We start from the raw sequence: 14,880 nt of genomic DNA, 5'->3' as shown, positions 1-14,880 counted from the left end.
CTTCGCTCTTCCCGATCGTTTTCGCATGCAATCAGTCAGACGCCCGAAGACCACCCGTGGTTCGCCCCGCCGGCTCAAACACCGCTGAACATCCGGTTCACGTCCGATGTGGCCAGCACCCCGAAGACATCGCCGTTGCGCTCCACAAGGAGGTATTCCCCCGCGGGCGCTTCGCGCATGGCGTCGATCAGGGACTCCCCCGACAGGTCGGCGGCCAGCACCAGCGAAGGTTCGAGGCTGCGCGACAGCGAACCGGCCGTCACCCACGGGCGGCGGCTCTGCGGGGTGGCCTCCACCGCGACCTCGTTGACGATCCCCGTCGGGCGCCCCTCGTGGTCCACCACCACCATCGCCCCCGCCTGGGCCTCCGTGGCCCGGCGCAGAGCCTCGGCCAGCGGCACGTCACCGGTCACCGCGATGGCCCGCCTGGCCAGGGCGCGGGCGCTCACCTGGGGGATGCGGGCCCGTACCCGGGCGCCGCGCAGCGCCTGGGTGGCGCCGAACCAGATGAAGGAGGCCAGCAGCACCGACCAGATGAGCATGCTCCCGGGTGTCTGCCCGCTCATCAGCGCCAGGCCGACGGGCCAGGCGATCAGGAGAACGGCCAGCCCCCGGCCCACCCAGGCGGCCGCGATCGTGCCCGAGCCCGGGTTCCTGGTCACCTTCCACACCCCGGCACGCAGCATGCGACCGCCGTCGAGCGGCAGCCCGGGCAGGAGGTTGAAGATTCCGACCATCAGGTTGGCGAGCCAGAGCTGGAAGATCAGAACCCCGAGGATGGTGTCGGGCTCGACGAAACGGTAGGCGACGAACCCGAGCCCGGCCAGCCCCAGCGAGAGCAGCGGCCCGGCGAAGGCCACCATGAACTCCCGGCCCGGCGTCTCCGGCTCGCGCTCGATCTCGGAGACCCCGCCGAGGAAGTAGAGCGTGATGCGGCGGACCGGCAGGCCGTACATCCTGGCGAGCACGCAGTGCGCCAGCTCGTGCAGCAGCACCGACACATACAGCAGCACCGCGAAGACGAACGAGACGAGGTAGGTCATCGGGGTGCTCAGCTCGGGCAGCTGGGCGGTCACGACCCCCTGGAAGGTGATCGTGATGAACGCCGCCACGATGAACCACGTCGGGGAGACATACACCGGGATGCCGAACGGCTGTCCCATCCGCAGTCCCGGACTGCCCTGGCGCGGGCTCTCGCTGCTCACCGCTGGCTCACCACTTCTCGTTCACTCCGCCTTCAAGCCTCGATGCTACGCGCCATCACGCCGCCCGCAGACGCCACGAGACCACCTTGGTCCCAAACTGTCGCCACCGTGGCCTACAGTTCGGGCATGTCAGTGACCGAGCCAACGATCGTCGGAGCGCTGTCGCCGTCCCGCGCCGGTGACTTCATGACGTGCCCGCTGCTTTACCGGTTCCGAGTGGTCGACCGGCTGCCCGAGCCGCCGTCGCCCGCCGCGGTGCGCGGCACCATGGTCCACTCGGTGCTGGAGCGCCTCTACGACCTGCCCGCCCCGGCGCGCACGGTCGCGGCGGCCCTGGAGCTGCTGGAGCCCCAGTGGCACAAACTGCTGGCCGAGGAGCCCGCCTACCGCGACATGTTCGCCGACGAGCAGGAGCAGACCCGGTGGCTGGCCCAGGCCCGCTCCATGCTGGAGCGCTACTTCACCCTTGAAGACCCCACCCGCCTGGAGCCCGCCGAGCGGGAGCTGTATGTGGAGGCGGTGCTCGACAGCGGCCTGATACTGCGCGGTTACATCGACAGGCTGGATGTCGCGCCCACCGGCGAGATCCGCGTGGTCGACTACAAGACCGGCAGCGCTCCAGGGGCCGGTTTCGAGGCCAGGGCCCTGTTCCAGATGAAGTTCTACGCTCTGACGCTGTGGCGGCTGCGCGGCTCGGTGCCCCGCCTGCTCCAACTGATGTATCTCGGGGGCGACGGCGAGGTCCTGCGCTACGCCCCGGACGAAGCCGACCTGCTCGCCACCGAGCGCAAGGTGCAGGCCCTGTGGACGGCCATCGAGCGGGCGATGGAGACCGGTGAGTGGCCCCCGCGGCCCAGCCGTCTGTGCGACTGGTGCAGTCACAAGGAGCTGTGCCCGGAGTTCGGCGGCACTCCCCCGCCGCTGCCCGAGCGGCAGCCGGGCGACACCGTGCGCAGCACCCGCCGCATGCCCATGGCCGCCACCGACGACCTCTGAGCGTCCGGTCGGGCGAGGCGCGGGCCCGGCGGGTCTGGTGGGTCATCCGTGGGGATGAGGGCGATATCCCCCTGCAGCAGGGTGGCTGCGGAGGTGGGCCGCCTAGATTGATTGTGTGCGCAACACCCCCGGCCGGCTGCGGGCCTGGTTCCACCGGCACCCGCTGATCCCCGACGCACTCCTGGCGGCGCTGCTGGCGGTCGTCGCGGTGCCCTGCGCCTATGTCACCTTTCCCTTTCGCGACACGGCCGGTCTGAACGAACCGGACGCCCCGGGCCTCGTCCTGATCGTGGCCGGCTGCCTGCTTCTGACGTTGCGCCGCCGCCGGCCGTTCCTGATGCTCTCCCTGATCAGCCTTACCGTCCTGACGCTGGCCTCGCTGTCCCAGCACGGCTCCCTGCTCTGGGTCGCCGCGCTGGTGCTGGTCTACACGGTCGCCGCCCATCGCGGTCTGGCGCTCAGCCTGTGCGCGCTGACGCTGAGCTTCGCCTGTCACTCCCTCTCCGCGGTGGCGACCGGGCAGTCCGGCGACTGGATGGCCCACCTGTTCGTGGCCGTCTCCGCCACGACTCTGTGGATCACCGGCAGGAGCGTACGGCTGCGCCGGGCCTACCTGGCCGAGCTGCGTGACCGGGCCGAGCGCACGGAACGCGCCCGGGAGGCCGACACCCGGGCGGCCAGGGCCGAGGAGCGCTCCCGCATCGCCCGTGAGCTGCACGACGTGGTCGCCCACCACGTGAGCGTGATGACCGTCCAGGCCTCCGCGGCGCGCCGGGTGCTGGCCACCAACCCCGACGGGGCCCGGGAGGCGTTGTCGGCGATCGAGGAGATGGGCCGGACCGCGCTGGCGGAGATGCGCAGCATCGTGGGCGTCCTCAGGACCGACGCGGCGCCCGCCGAGCGGAATCCCCAGCCGGGAGTGCAGGAGATTCCCGCGCTGGTCGATCAGATGTGTGAGGCGGGCCTGCGGACGCGGCTGTGGATCGAGGGTGAGCGAGGGCAGTTGCCACCCGGCGTCGACCTCGCCGCCTACCGGCTGGTCCAGGAGGCGCTGACCAACAGCCTGCGGCACGCGGGACCACGGGCCCAGGCCTGGGTGACCGTGCGGCACGGGCCGGGCGAGCTGGCCGTCCAGGTCGAGGACGACGGCAAAGGCCCGAAGCCTCCCCGCTCCGCCGGTGACCGGACCGGCCACGGATTGGTGGGCATTCGCGAACGTGTCGCCCTCTATGGTGGAATCCTGAGAGTCGGCCCGCGCCCAGAGGGCGGATTCGAGGTCAATGCCCGGTTTCCCCTCAAAGAGGTGTGATGACGATCAGAGTGCTGCTGGTGGACGACCAGCCACTGCTGCGCACCGGTTTCCGCCTCATCCTGGAAGCCGAGCCGGACGTCACCGTGGTCGGCGAGGCCGGGGACGGCAAGGCAGCCCAGGACCAGTCGCGGGCGTTGCTGCCCGACGTGGTGCTGATGGACATCCGGATGCCGGGCGTGGACGGCATCGAGGCGACCCGCCGGATCGTCAGGGAGGCCGTCGGCGGAGTCCACGTGCCCAAAGTGCTGGTGCTGACCACTTTCGACCTGGACGAATACATCGTGGAGGCGTTGCGCGCCGGAGCCAGCGGCTTCCTGCTCAAGGACGTCCCGCCGGACGAGCTGGTGCAGGCCATCCGGGTGGTCGCGGCGGGGGACGCCATCGTCGCGCCGAGCGTCACCCGGCGGCTGCTGGACAGGTTCGGGGCGCATCTGCCTCCCGCCCACCAGCAGTCCACCCCGGCGCGACTGGACCGGCTCACCGAGCGTGAGCTGGAGGTGCTGCGGCTGATCGCCAAGGGCATGTCCAACGCCGAGATCGCCGCCTCACTCGTGGTGAGCGAGACGACGGTCAAGACCCATGTCGGCAACGTGCTCACCAAGCTCGGCCTGCGCGACCGCGTCCAGGCGGTGGTTCTCGCCTACGAGACCGGCCTGATCACCCCGGGCGCCCTCCCCTGACCAGATGCCCTCCCCTGACCGCCCCGGGCGCCCTCCCCTGACCGGACGCCCTCCCCTGATCACCCCGCGCGCCCTTCGCCGGCCACCTCAGATGCCCCTTCCCTGAGCTCCTCGATGATCCGGGTGAGCACCGGCCGGGTGTCGGCGCGCCGCCAGGCGACGGCGGTGGTGCACCTGCGGTCGTCGGAGAGCGGGACGAACGCCACTCCCGCACGGGCGTAGTGCTCATCAGTGCTCTGCGAGAGCAGGGCGATGCCCCGGCCGGCCGCGACCAGCTCCAGGGTCTCCTCGATCGCGCCGGACCCGACCTCGGCCGCGACGTCCGTCACACCGACAGAGCTCGGGTGGCGAAAGGCCCGCCAGACCTGGTCGGGGCTGCGGGGCACCACCCAGACCCGGCCCTCCAGGTCGGCGGGACCGGCCACGGCCAGCCTGGCCAGGGGGTCGCCGACCGGCACGGCGACGGCCCGCCGGTCGCTGCCGAGGACCAGCACGTCCACGACCTCGCCGGTGGCCAGCGGCGGCCACACCACGGCCAGGTCCGTGGCCCCGGACAGCAGGCCGCAGGCCGGGTCGTCGAAGTCGAAGCGGCGCAGCCGTACCTCCCTGCCGGAGACTCGCCGTACTCCGTCGAGCAGCCGGGAGGTGCGCGCGCCGGCCGCCTCACCCATGAAACCCACGGTCAGTCCGGGATCCTCCCCGGCCAGCAGGGCCTCAAGCTCGCCGGCGGCGGCCGTCACCACCTCCGCGTGAGCCAGTACCTTGCCGCCCATCTCGGTGAGGCGCACGCCGTCGCGGTCGCGGAACAGCAACGGCCGCCCGGCGACGGCCTCCAGGCGTTTCACGGCGGCGCTCACGGTCGGCTGGCTGACTCCCAGCGAGGTCGCCGCGTCCCGGAACGAACCGGCGCGGGCGACGGCGACGAATGCCCGTACGGCCGGCAGAGTGAGGTCCACCCGGCCAGAATAGCCATCGGCTATCGGCATAGCCGGAAACTATTGAGCTGCCTCGGGCCCTCTCGCCGAGTATCGACCCATGACAGATCAGCCGAACGCGCGGGCGGCCGAAGGCGACGCCCGGACTCCGGGCGCGAAACCCGCCGGCCACGCGACCGCGCCCCCGGAACCCGCCGCGGTCCGCCCCAAACCGGCCGACCGCACGCCCCCAACCCCGGAACCCACCCCAATCCGCCCCGGACCGGCGGGTCGCGTGACTGCGCGCCCGGAACCGAGCGGGCGAAGCGGCATACGGTCAGATCTCGGGCTCGCGCTGGGCGCGGCGGCCGGAGCGGCCACCTATTCCGCGGTGTTCGGCGCGGCCGCGGTGGATCAGGGCTGGTCGGCCTGGGAAGCGGTGCTGGCCAGCGTGGCGGTGCACGCCGGAGGCAGCCAGATCGTCGGGCTGTCCGCCCTGAGCGGCGCCGGCCCGGGAGCGGCGGGCGGGGCGTCCTGGGCCGCCGGGCTGGACGGCGGATCGCTGGTGGCGGCGGTGGTCGCGGCGTCGCTGGTCAACCTGCGGCTGACCGCCTTCGGCCTGGCGCTCGGCGACGTCTTCCGGACCCGGTGGGGCCGGTGGCTCGCCGCGCACCTGGTCTCCGACGAGTCGGTGGCGGCCGCGGTGACGCGCCAGGCCCCGGCCGCGCGCAGGCGGACGTTCCTGGTGGTCGGGTCGCTGCTGTTCGCCGGCTGGGTGGGCGGCACGGGCGCCGGGGCGGTGCTCGGTTCGGCGCTGCCCGCCGGTGCGCGTGAGGCGGTGAACGGCGCCGCCGCGGCGGCCTTCGCGGCGTTGCTGGCTCCCCTGCTCCGCACCCGGCGCGACCTGGCCGTCGCCACCGGAGCGGGCGCCTTGGCGCTGGTGGCGTCGTGGTGGCTGCCACCGGGCCTGCCCGTCCTCCTGGCCGCGCTGGCCGCCGTCCCGTTCACGGTGAGGCCGGCATGAGGGTCGCGCTGTTCATCGCGGGGCTGGCCGTCGTGACCTACCTGCTCCGGCTGGGCGGGGTGAGCACGGCCGCCCGGGGCGAGGCTGACGGACGGTGGAACCTGTTCACCGCCCTGCTGCCGGTGGCGTTGCTGGCCGCCGTCGTGATCGTCCAGGCCGCGCCCGGTGGCCGCCCGGGACCGCGCCTGATTCTCGCCGTCATCGTGGCGGGGGTGACCGCCCGCCGCCTCGGATTCCTTCCCGGCGTGCTCCTGGGGACCGCCGCCGGAGCCCTTTCGGCCGCCGCAGGCTTTTGACGAGGTCCGCGAACCGGCCCCGGCGTCCTCGGCACCTGCCTGCGCCTCCCAGCGGGGCCCCGGTCGAGAACAGCCGACCGGAGTCGGCCGGATCCGGCGCGGTGGCCGGCCCGGCATCGGTCTTCGGGCGGGAAAACCGTTTGCCGGTGCGGGACGCCGTACCAGATCATGAAGGCATGTTCCGGCACGCCCTCCTCGTGACGCCCGCCACCGCGGGCGCACCGGCGCGTGCCTCGATGCTGCTCGACGGCGCGGAGCGCTGACCCTTTCCCGGACGTCCTGGTGACCCTCGGGGAAGGGTCGGCCGAACGCACGGGTCACCGAGGAGACGGGCATCGAAGGAAAGGGAACATGGCCAAGCAGGCCTACGTGCGGACCAAGCCGCACCTCAACATCGGCACCATGGGTCACGTCGACCATGGCAAGACCACGCTCACGGCGGCGATCACCAAGGTGCTCAGCGACCGGGGCGGCGCCTCCTACGTGCCGTTCGAGCGGATCGACCGGGCCCCCGAGGAGGCCGCCCGGGGCATCACCATCAACATCTCCCATGTCGAGTACGAGACGGCCACGCGGCACTACGCCCACGTGGACATGCCGGGTCACGCCGACTACGTGAAGAACATGATCACAGGTGCGGCGCAGCTCGACGGGGCGATCCTGGTGGTGTCCGCGCTGGACGGGATCATGCCGCAGACCCGCGAGCACGTGCTGCTCGCCCAGCGGGTCGGGGTCGAGCACGTCGTCGTCGCGCTCAACAAGGCCGACGGCGCCGACCCCGAACTGGCCGACCTCGTCGAGCTGGAGCTGCGGGAGCTGCTCGCCGAGCACGGCTACCGTGACGTGCCCGTCGTGCGGGTCTCCGGGCTGCGGGCGCTTGAGGGCGCGCCTGAGTGGACCGCCTCCATCGAGGCTCTGCTCCAGGCGGTCGACGACCACGTTCCCGTTCCGGTGCGCTACACCGACGCGCCGTTCCTGCTTCCGGTGGAGAACGTGCTCACCGTCACCGGGCGCGGTACGGTCGTCACCGGGGCGATCGAGCGGGGCACGATCAAGATCGGCGACACCGTTCAGGCCGTGGGTCTCGGCGACGGCTTCACCGCGGTGGTCACCGGGGTGGAGACCTTCGGCAAGACCATGGAGCGAGGCGAGGCCGGTGACAACGCCGCGCTGCTGCTTCGCGGAGTCCGCCGCGAGCAGGTACGGCGCGGCCAGGTGTTGGCCGCGCCCGGCAGCCAGACGGCCCACCGCCGGTTCTCCGCCAGGGTCTACCTGCTGACCGGCGCGGAAGGCGGGCGGAGTACGGCTGTCGCGACCGGCTACCGGCCCCAGTTCTACCTCCGCACGACCGACGTGCCCGGCCGGGTGGACCTGCACGAGGCCGGGATCGCGCTGCCGGGTGAGACCGTCGAGGTGACCGTCGAACTCGCCAAACCTGTCGCCTTGGAGGCCGGTCTGGGCTTCGCGATCCGCGAGGGCGGCCGGACCGTCGGCGCCGGCACGGTCACCGCCGCACTCGACTGAGGAAGACACCGGGCCCCTCCTCGCCGGCGACCGGCCGTGAAGCCGGGGCGAGGAGGGGCCCGGTCGCCGAGTAGGCGGACGCGCGAGGGCGTTGCGGCGGAGGCCGCGGCCCAGGCGGAGGCTGCGGCTCAGGCGGAGACGGCCTCCGCGGTCGCGGTCTCCTTGGGGGCGTTCTCCGGGAAGTGGCAGGCCACCTGGTGTCCGGGGGCCAGCTCGACCAGCGGCGGTTCGACCGTCTTGCAGACCGCCTGCGCCTTCCAGCAGCGGGTGTGGAAGCGGCAGGCGGGCGGCGGGCTGAGCGGGCTGGGCACGTCGCCCTGGAGACGGATGCGCTCGCGATCCGTGCGCCGGGCCGGATCGGGAATCGGCACCGCGGACATCAGCGCGTTGGTGTACGGGTGCATGGGCGACTCGTACAGCCCCTGGCGGTCGGCCAGCTCGACGATCTTGCCCAGATACATGACCGCGACCCGGTCGCTGATGTGCCGGACCACCGACAGGTCGTGCGCGATCACCACATAGGTGAGATCCAGCTCGTTCTGCAGGTCTTCCAGCAGGTTGACCACCTGGGCCTGGATCGACACGTCCAGCGCCGACACCGGCTCGTCCGCGATGATCATCTTCGGCTTGAGGGCGAGGGTCCGGGCGATGCCGATCCGCTGGCGCTGACCGCCGGAGAACTCGTGCGGGTAGCGGTTGTAGTGCTCGGGGTTGAGCCCGACCAGCTCCAGGATCTCCTGCACGGCCTTCTTCGTGCCCTGCTCGGTCTTGATGCCCTGGATCCGGAAGGGCGCCCCGACGATCGTGCCGACCGTGTGGCGAGGGTTCAGCGACGAGAACGGGTCCTGGAAGATCATCTGCATGTCGCGGCGGAGCGGGCGCAGCCGGCCCTGCGACATGTGGGTGATGTCCTGGCCCTCGAATACCAGTTTGCCGCCGGTCGGCTCCAGCAGCCGGGTGACGAGCCGTCCCATGGTGGACTTGCCGCAGCCCGACTCGCCCACCACGCCCAGCGTCTCGCCCTTGAAGACGTCGAAGGTGATTCCGTCGACCGCCTTCACCGCACCGACCTGCCGCTTGAGCAGCCCCTTGGTCACCGGGAAGTGCTTTTGCAGGTCCTGGACGGACAGCAGCAGCTCATTGGAAGGGGTGGTCACGTGGTCTCCAGCATCGGCTTGATCTCGTTCTCCCAGAGCGACCGCCGCTCCTCCGGAGTCATGTGGCAGCGCACCAGATGACCGCCTCCGGACTCCAGGAGCACCGGCGCCTCGGTCTCGGCCTTGCCGTGCGTCCGGTCGGAGTAGGGGCAGCGGGGATGGAAAGCGCAACCTGACGGGACGTTGATCAACGAGGGCGGGGAGCCCTTGATCGGCATCAGCCGTTCGGTGCGTTCCCGGTCCAGACGGGGCATCGATCCCAGTAGACCCCAGGTGTAGGGGTGCTCGGGACGGTAGAAGATGTCCTCGGCGGTGCCGTACTCGATGCACTTGCCGCCGTACATCACCAGGATGTCGTCGGACAGCTCCGCCACGACGCCCAAGTCGTGGGTGATGATGATGAGAGCGGAGTTGAACTCCCGCTGCAGATCCCGCATCAGGTCCAGGATCTGGGCCTGCACCGTCACGTCCAGCGCGGTGGTCGGCTCGTCGGCGATCAGCAGCTCCGGGTCGCACGACAGCGCCATCGCGATCATCGCGCGCTGCCGCATGCCGCCGGAGAACTCGTGCGGGTAGGCGTCCACCCGTCGGCCCGGCTCCGGGATGCCCACCCGGCCGAGCATGTCGATCGCATGCTTGCGGGCGACCTTCTTGGTCACCTTGTGGTGGATCCGGTAGGCCTCGATGATCTGGTCGCCGACCGTGTAGTAGGGATGCATCGCCGACAGCGGATCCTGGAAGATCATCGCCATCTTCTTGCCGCGCAGCCCGCGCACGTGCTCCTGGGAGGCGCTGACCAGTTCCTCGCCGTCCAGCCAGATCTCGCCGGAGATCTTGGCCCGGCCGCCCTTGTGCAGGCCCAGGATGCCCAGGCTGGTCACGCTCTTTCCGGATCCGGACTCTCCCACGATCCCGAGCGTCTTGCCGCGCTCCAGCGAGAAGGTCAGCCCGTCGACGGATTTGACCAGCCCGTCGTCGGTCGGGAAGTGGATCCGCAGATCCTTCAGCTCAAGGAAGCTCACGCCAGCCTCACCCTCGGGTCGACCACCGCGTAGAGCAGGTCGACGATCAGGCTCGCGACGACCACGAACAGTGCCGCGAGCAACGTCACACCCATCACCTTGGGCAGGTCCTGGTTGACGATGGCGTCGATGGCGTACTTACCGAGGCCGGGCAGGGAGTAAGCGCTCTCGGTGAGGACGGCGCCACCGATCAGCAGGCCGAAGTCCAGGCCGAAGACGGTGAGGATGGGGGTCAGGGCCGCGCGCAGGCCGTGCTTGGTGACGACGGTGCCCTCGGGCAGTCCCTTGGCCCGCGCGGTGCGGATGTAGTCCTCGTTCATCGTCTCGAGCATGCCCGCCCGGGTGAGACGCGCGTAGGTGGCCGCGAACAGGAACGCCAGCGTGACCCAGGGAAGAATCAGGTTGTAGGCCCACTCAGCGGGGTTGTCTAGGAAGGTGGTGTAGTGGCCGCCCTGCGCCGCGAAGGAGAACGGGTTGCCGTAGCTGAACACCAGCAGCGAGACCAGTCCGGTGAAGAAGATCGGCAGTGACACTCCGGCCAGCGCGAAGGTCATCGCCGTCCGGTCGAAGAGCGTTCCTCTTCGCAACGCGGACAGCACGCCGATGCCCACACCCATGATCACCCAGATCACCGCCGCGCCGATCGCGAGCGACAGCGTGACCGGCAACCGGTTCATCAGGTCGGGGAAGACGGGCTGGCGAGTGATGAACGAATAGCCGAGGCAGGGGGCCGGGCACTTCTCGACCCCGGGGCCGTAGTCGTATTCCGCGCCCGCGACGATGCCCTTCACAAACCTGCCGTACTGCACGACCAGGGGATCGTTGAATCCGAGCCGCTCGGCGGCCAGCTTGGCCGTCTCCGCCGTGGCGGTGCGGCCGACGTATCGGCTGGCCATGCCCTCGGGAGTCGCCCCAGCCAGTTGGGGCACGAGGAAGAAGATCGCGAAGGTGGCCATGCTCACGATGAGAAGCATGATCACCGCGCCGATCAGGCGTCTGATGATGTATGTGACCACAGTGCCCGGCCAGGTGGCCGCCGGGAGGGTTGCTCCCCGGCGGCCACCGCTGCCTTCACCTGCCTAACTACTCGTTTGACTGACAGGGTGTTACTCGACGCCCATCGCGACGTAGTCGTACATCTGCTGGCCGTCGCTGATGAAGACGTTGGTCACGCCCTTGCCTCGCATCAGCAGGCTCTTGGCCCAGACACCCGGCAGGATGACCGCGTCGTCCATGACGCGCTTGTCGATCGCGGCCCAGATCGGCTCACGCTTCTTGGCGTCGGCCTCCAGGAGCGAGCTGTCGAACATCTTGTCCACGTCGGGGATGCGGACGCTGATGTTGGAGGAGCCACCGGTCTCCCGGATGACCCGGCTGTCGGTCATCTGCTGCAGGAAGCCGTAACCGTCAGGGTAGTCCGAGCCCCAGCCGTTGACGGACAGGCCCAGCTTGTTCTGGACGACGAACGGCGGCTTGCCGGCGTAGAGCGAGAAGTAGTCGGCCTGCGGGTAGGGCTTCAGGGTCAGCTTGATGCCGACGCGGGCCAGCGACTGCTGCAGGGCCTCGGCGGTCGCCTTCTCCTTCGGACGCTCGGCGCGGTAGGCGATGTTGGTCTCGAAGCCGTTGGGCTGACCGCAGGCGGCCAGGTGCTCCTTGGCCTTGGCGACGTCGCCCGTGCCGTCCGTACCGCTGGGGTACGGGTCGATCTTCTGGTGGCCCGGGACGGACGGCGGCATGAGGCTGGTCGCGATCTGGCCACCGGAGAACTCACCGCCGTAGGCGGCCTGGTAGCCGGTCTTGTCGGCCGCGTACTCGATGGCCTTGCGGCAGTCGATGTTGTCCAGCGGCTTCACCGTCGGGCTGATCGAGGTGTACCACAGACGCTGCAGCGTCGGGTTGTCGGTCCGCGCCTTGAGGGCGGGGTCCGGCAGGATCTTGCTCATCGCGGCCGGCTGCACACCGGTGCCCGCGACGTCGACGTGGATGTCACCCGACTGCAGGCGGTTGTCCAGGTCGTCGGCGTTGACGTTGGTCTGGACCTCGATCCGGTCCGGCAGCGCCGGGCGGTTCGGGTCGGTCGCCGCGTCCCAGTTCGGGTTGCGGACGAGGGAGAAGCCCTTGCCGATCTCGTTCTTCTCGAACATGTACGGACCGGAGGAGATCACGTGCTCGCGGTACTTCGCGCCCGTGTCCTTGGCCTTCGGCACCGGAATGGTCGGCGACATCTGGGTGATGTAGTCGAAGCCGCTGTAGGGCTGCTTCAGGTGGAAGACGATCGTCTTGTCGTCCGGCGTCTCGATCGCCGAGCTGTAGTCGGCGTTCTTCGACTTGTAGGGGCCCTTGTAGCCCTTGGGCCAGTCGAGCATCTCGTTCAGGTAGGTGGGGCCGTTCGGGAAGGTCTCCTTGTCGAACGCGCGCGCCACGCCGTACGCCACGTCCTTGGACGTGATCGGGGTGCCGTCCTCGAACTTCACACCGTCACGCAGCGTGTAGGTCCAGGTCTTGAAGTCGGCGCTCGGCTTGCCCAGCTCCTTGGCCAGGTCGGGGGCGACCTGCGCGCCCTCGGGGCCCGGCGCCGCCTTGAACACCGTCAGCGCACGGCCGTACAGGCGGATGAAGTTCCACGAGTAGCCGTAGTAGGTGTCGGCCGGGTCCAGGGAGTCCCAGTCACCGGAGTTGGCGAACTTGAGGGTGCCGCCCTTCTTGGTCGAAGGGTTGAACACCTTGGTCATCGCCGCGTTGAACTCGGCCTGGGCCGGAGCCGCCGACCCGCCACCACCGGCATTGTCCTTATTCGTGCTGGTTCCGCCGCAGGCCGACAGGCCCATGGCGAGCGCCGCGGTAACCGCGGCCGCCGCGAGTGCGGGTCTTCTCTGCATTTGTCGCTACACCCCTTGAGGTTAGGAGCCAGGGAAATTACGGGGATCGAGAAGCAATCAACGACCGCGCGGGTCCAGCGCGTCGCGCAGGCCGTCTCCGAAGAGGTTGAAGGCCAGCACGGTGATGAAGATCGCCAAACCAGGGAAGATCGCGAAGTGCGGCACGGTGTAGAAGCGCGCCGCCTCGGCGAGCATGCCTCCCCAGGTGGGTGTCGGCGGACGGACGCCCACGCCGAGGAAGGACAACGCCGCCTCGAACAGGATGTTGGTCGGGATCACCAGCGTCGCGTAGATCAGGATCGGCGCGATCAGGTTGGGCAGCAGCTCGCGGAAGATGATGTACGGCCCGCGGGCGCCGAGGCTCCTGGCCGCGTCGATGAACTCCCGTTCACGCAGGGACAGTGTCTGACCTCGGACGATTCTGCCGATGTACGGCCAGCTGAAGAACCCGATGATGAACACCAGCAGTGACACGCGCAGGGTGTCTCCGGACAGGCCGAACGCCTGGTCGGGGACGACGCCGGCCAGCGCGATGGCGAACACCAGCAGCGGGAAGGCCAGGAAGACGTCCATCGCCCGGCTGATCACGGTGTCGATCCAGCCGCCGAAGTAACCCGCGGCGATGCCGAGGACGGTGCCGATGACCACCGAGAGCAGGGTGGCCAGGAAGGCGATGAGCAGGGAGATCCGCGCGCCGTAGACGATCCGGCTGAAGATGTCGCGTCCCCAGAGGGGCTCGACGCCGAACAGGAAGTCCCCGCTCATGCCGCCGAACGCCTCCTTGGGCGTGAGCGTGGAAGGGTCGATCTTCTCGCGGTGGAATTCCAGCGGCGGGTGGCCGAAGAACTTCACGATGAGCGGCGCGAAGATCGCCACCAGGATGAGGAAGACGATGACGGCCGCCCCCGCCATGGCAACCTTGTCACGCTTCAGCCTCATCCAGGCGATCTGACCGAGAGAACGGCCTTGAATGGCCTTCCGTTCCGCTCCCGCGAGCACGGCTTCGGGACCTGGCTCCGTAGCCGAGCCAGGAACATCGAGCGGTGCGGTCATACAGTGGCCCCCTGGATCCCAGACGACGTTGTCCGTTGAACGCGCCCCGGGTTGGGTTCGCGTCCTGAAGTCTATGAGCCGTTTCCACGGCCTCGTGACGCAGAATCTATGGGCTGATCTGCGCTGACTAGCCCTCTGGGACGTTATGTGGCTCAACTGTGATTCACGCGAAATTCATTCGTTTTGATCTTGGTTCGAATGTCCGGAACCCGTCCCGCTTCTGTCTCGGATTTGTGACATTGCACTGATGGGTAACTCAGAGTCACCCGATCCCACGGCGCTTCAGAATGGCTTCGATGTCGGAGAAGTCGTCGTCCGCAGGCTTGGCGGACTTGGCGGGCTGGGCGGGAGCGGCCTTGCGCTGTGGCAGCGGCTGCCGGGCGTCCCCGCCCGGCGCGACGGATCCGGCCGGCGCCGCGGGAGCACTCACCGGGGGAGCCGAGCGGGCCGGAGCCTCCGCGGACGCGGCCCTACGGCGGCCGCGCAGCACGCCTGTGACGAGAAACAGCACCAGGGAAAGTCCGGTCACGGCCACCCCGGCCCACACTGTGGGATTGAACACCAGCCCGGCGAAGAAACCGGTGATCGCCGTGCCGATCTGCCACAGGGTGGGCAGCGCGCCGGTCAGAAAGGCCGCCAGCGGCAGCAGCGACCAGGCCACACCACGCAACCCCGCCACGACCCCCCGGCGGCGCATCAACAGGAAACTGAGCACCAGCCCCACACCGGTCGCCCCGGCGCAGAGCGGCAACCAGGCGATCTGGGTGAACGACATAGCGAAACCGCCCCTCATATCGGCTTATCAGATTCATCCTGAC

14 protein-coding genes are annotated in these 14,880 nt (G+C 69.7%); 6 read left to right on the top strand and 8 right to left on the bottom strand.

All coding sequences use genetic code 11. From position 1 onward, the window contains the following. Nucleotides 1-74: 74 nt before the first annotated feature. Nucleotides 75-1,163, bottom strand: coding sequence for a site-2 protease family protein (locus ACFY2X_RS05745; protein WP_389933681.1), 1,089 nt, complete (start codon nucleotides 1,161-1,163; stop codon nucleotides 75-77). A 168-nt stretch (nucleotides 1,164-1,331) separates the two neighbouring features. On the opposite strand from ACFY2X_RS05745, the gene ACFY2X_RS05740 reads away from it, so the two are divergent. The 3 genes from ACFY2X_RS05740 (at nucleotide 1,332) to ACFY2X_RS05730 (ending at nucleotide 4,193) form a co-directional block, all read left to right on the top strand. Next, a complete protein-coding gene (locus ACFY2X_RS05740) occupies nucleotides 1,332-2,201 on the top strand; it encodes a RecB family exonuclease (RefSeq protein WP_389932799.1) in 870 nt (289 codons plus the stop codon). Nucleotides 2,202-2,316: 115 nt separating this feature from the next. After that, entirely contained in the window at nucleotides 2,317-3,510 is a 1,194-nt protein-coding gene (locus ACFY2X_RS05735; RefSeq protein WP_389932796.1) for a sensor histidine kinase, read from the top strand. Beyond that, nucleotides 3,510-4,193, top strand: coding sequence for a response regulator (locus ACFY2X_RS05730; RefSeq protein WP_389932793.1), 684 nt, complete (start codon nucleotides 3,510-3,512; stop codon nucleotides 4,191-4,193). The genes ACFY2X_RS05735 and ACFY2X_RS05730 overlap by 1 nt, the downstream gene beginning before the upstream one ends. Nucleotides 4,194-4,252: 59 nt before the next feature. On the opposite strand, the gene ACFY2X_RS05725 is transcribed toward ACFY2X_RS05730, so the two are convergent. After that, nucleotides 4,253-5,149: a LysR family transcriptional regulator gene (locus ACFY2X_RS05725; protein ID WP_389932790.1), complete on the bottom strand. Its 897-nt coding sequence runs from the start codon at nucleotides 5,147-5,149 to the stop codon at nucleotides 4,253-4,255. A gap of 253 nt (nucleotides 5,150-5,402) precedes the next feature. On the opposite strand from ACFY2X_RS05725, the gene ACFY2X_RS05720 reads away from it, so the two are divergent. From ACFY2X_RS05720 to tuf, 3 genes are all read left to right on the top strand, one after another. Further along, entirely contained in the window at nucleotides 5,403-6,131 is a 729-nt protein-coding gene (locus ACFY2X_RS05720; RefSeq protein ID WP_389932787.1) for an AzlC family ABC transporter permease, read from the top strand. After that, nucleotides 6,128-6,427 (top strand): AzlD domain-containing protein, encoded by a 300-nt coding sequence (locus ACFY2X_RS05715; protein WP_389932784.1) that lies wholly within the window; start codon nucleotides 6,128-6,130, stop codon nucleotides 6,425-6,427. Before ACFY2X_RS05720 ends, ACFY2X_RS05715 begins: the two co-directional genes overlap by 4 nt. A 351-nt stretch (nucleotides 6,428-6,778) precedes the next feature. Continuing rightward, nucleotides 6,779-7,951, top strand: coding sequence for an elongation factor Tu (gene tuf, locus ACFY2X_RS05710; protein WP_389932782.1), 1,173 nt, complete (start codon nucleotides 6,779-6,781; stop codon nucleotides 7,949-7,951). A gap of 128 nt (nucleotides 7,952-8,079) precedes the next feature. Here the strand turns inward: tuf and ACFY2X_RS05705 are convergent, their stop codons facing one another. The 6 genes from ACFY2X_RS05705 to ACFY2X_RS05680 all read right to left on the bottom strand — a co-directional run bounded on the left by ACFY2X_RS05705 (nucleotide 8,080) and on the right by ACFY2X_RS05680 (nucleotide 14,837). Further along, complete coding sequence (locus ACFY2X_RS05705) at nucleotides 8,080-9,108, bottom strand: ABC transporter ATP-binding protein (RefSeq protein WP_389932779.1); 1,029 nt, start codon at nucleotides 9,106-9,108, stop codon at nucleotides 8,080-8,082. After that, nucleotides 9,105-10,130 (bottom strand): ABC transporter ATP-binding protein, encoded by a 1,026-nt coding sequence (locus ACFY2X_RS05700; protein WP_389932776.1) that lies wholly within the window; start codon nucleotides 10,128-10,130, stop codon nucleotides 9,105-9,107. Before ACFY2X_RS05700 ends, ACFY2X_RS05705 begins: the two co-directional genes overlap by 4 nt. After that, nucleotides 10,127-11,146, bottom strand: a complete 1,020-nt coding sequence (locus ACFY2X_RS05695) for an ABC transporter permease (RefSeq protein ID WP_389932774.1) — start codon at nucleotides 11,144-11,146, stop codon at nucleotides 10,127-10,129. The genes ACFY2X_RS05700 and ACFY2X_RS05695 overlap by 4 nt, the downstream gene beginning before the upstream one ends. A 90-nt stretch (nucleotides 11,147-11,236) precedes the next feature. After that, the gene (locus ACFY2X_RS05690) at nucleotides 11,237-13,009 is read right to left on the bottom strand and encodes an ABC transporter substrate-binding protein (RefSeq protein ID WP_389932772.1); all 1,773 of its coding nucleotides are present in this window, start codon (nucleotides 13,007-13,009) and stop codon (nucleotides 11,237-11,239) included. Between the two features lie 57 nt (nucleotides 13,010-13,066). Continuing rightward, nucleotides 13,067-14,062: an ABC transporter permease gene (locus ACFY2X_RS05685; RefSeq protein ID WP_389932769.1), complete on the bottom strand. Its 996-nt coding sequence runs from the start codon at nucleotides 14,060-14,062 to the stop codon at nucleotides 13,067-13,069. Nucleotides 14,063-14,324: 262 nt separating this feature from the next. Next, entirely contained in the window at nucleotides 14,325-14,837 is a 513-nt protein-coding gene (locus tag ACFY2X_RS05680; RefSeq protein ID WP_389932767.1) for a cellulose synthase, read from the bottom strand. Nucleotides 14,838-14,880: the final 43 nt, after the last annotated feature.

Source organism: Streptosporangium sp. NPDC000396 (genome assembly GCF_042898655.1).
Lineage (GTDB): Bacteria > Actinomycetota > Actinomycetes > Streptosporangiales > Streptosporangiaceae > Streptosporangium.
Note: the sequence above shows the minus strand (reverse complement) of the source record. Positions and strands in the feature narration are given on the sequence as shown.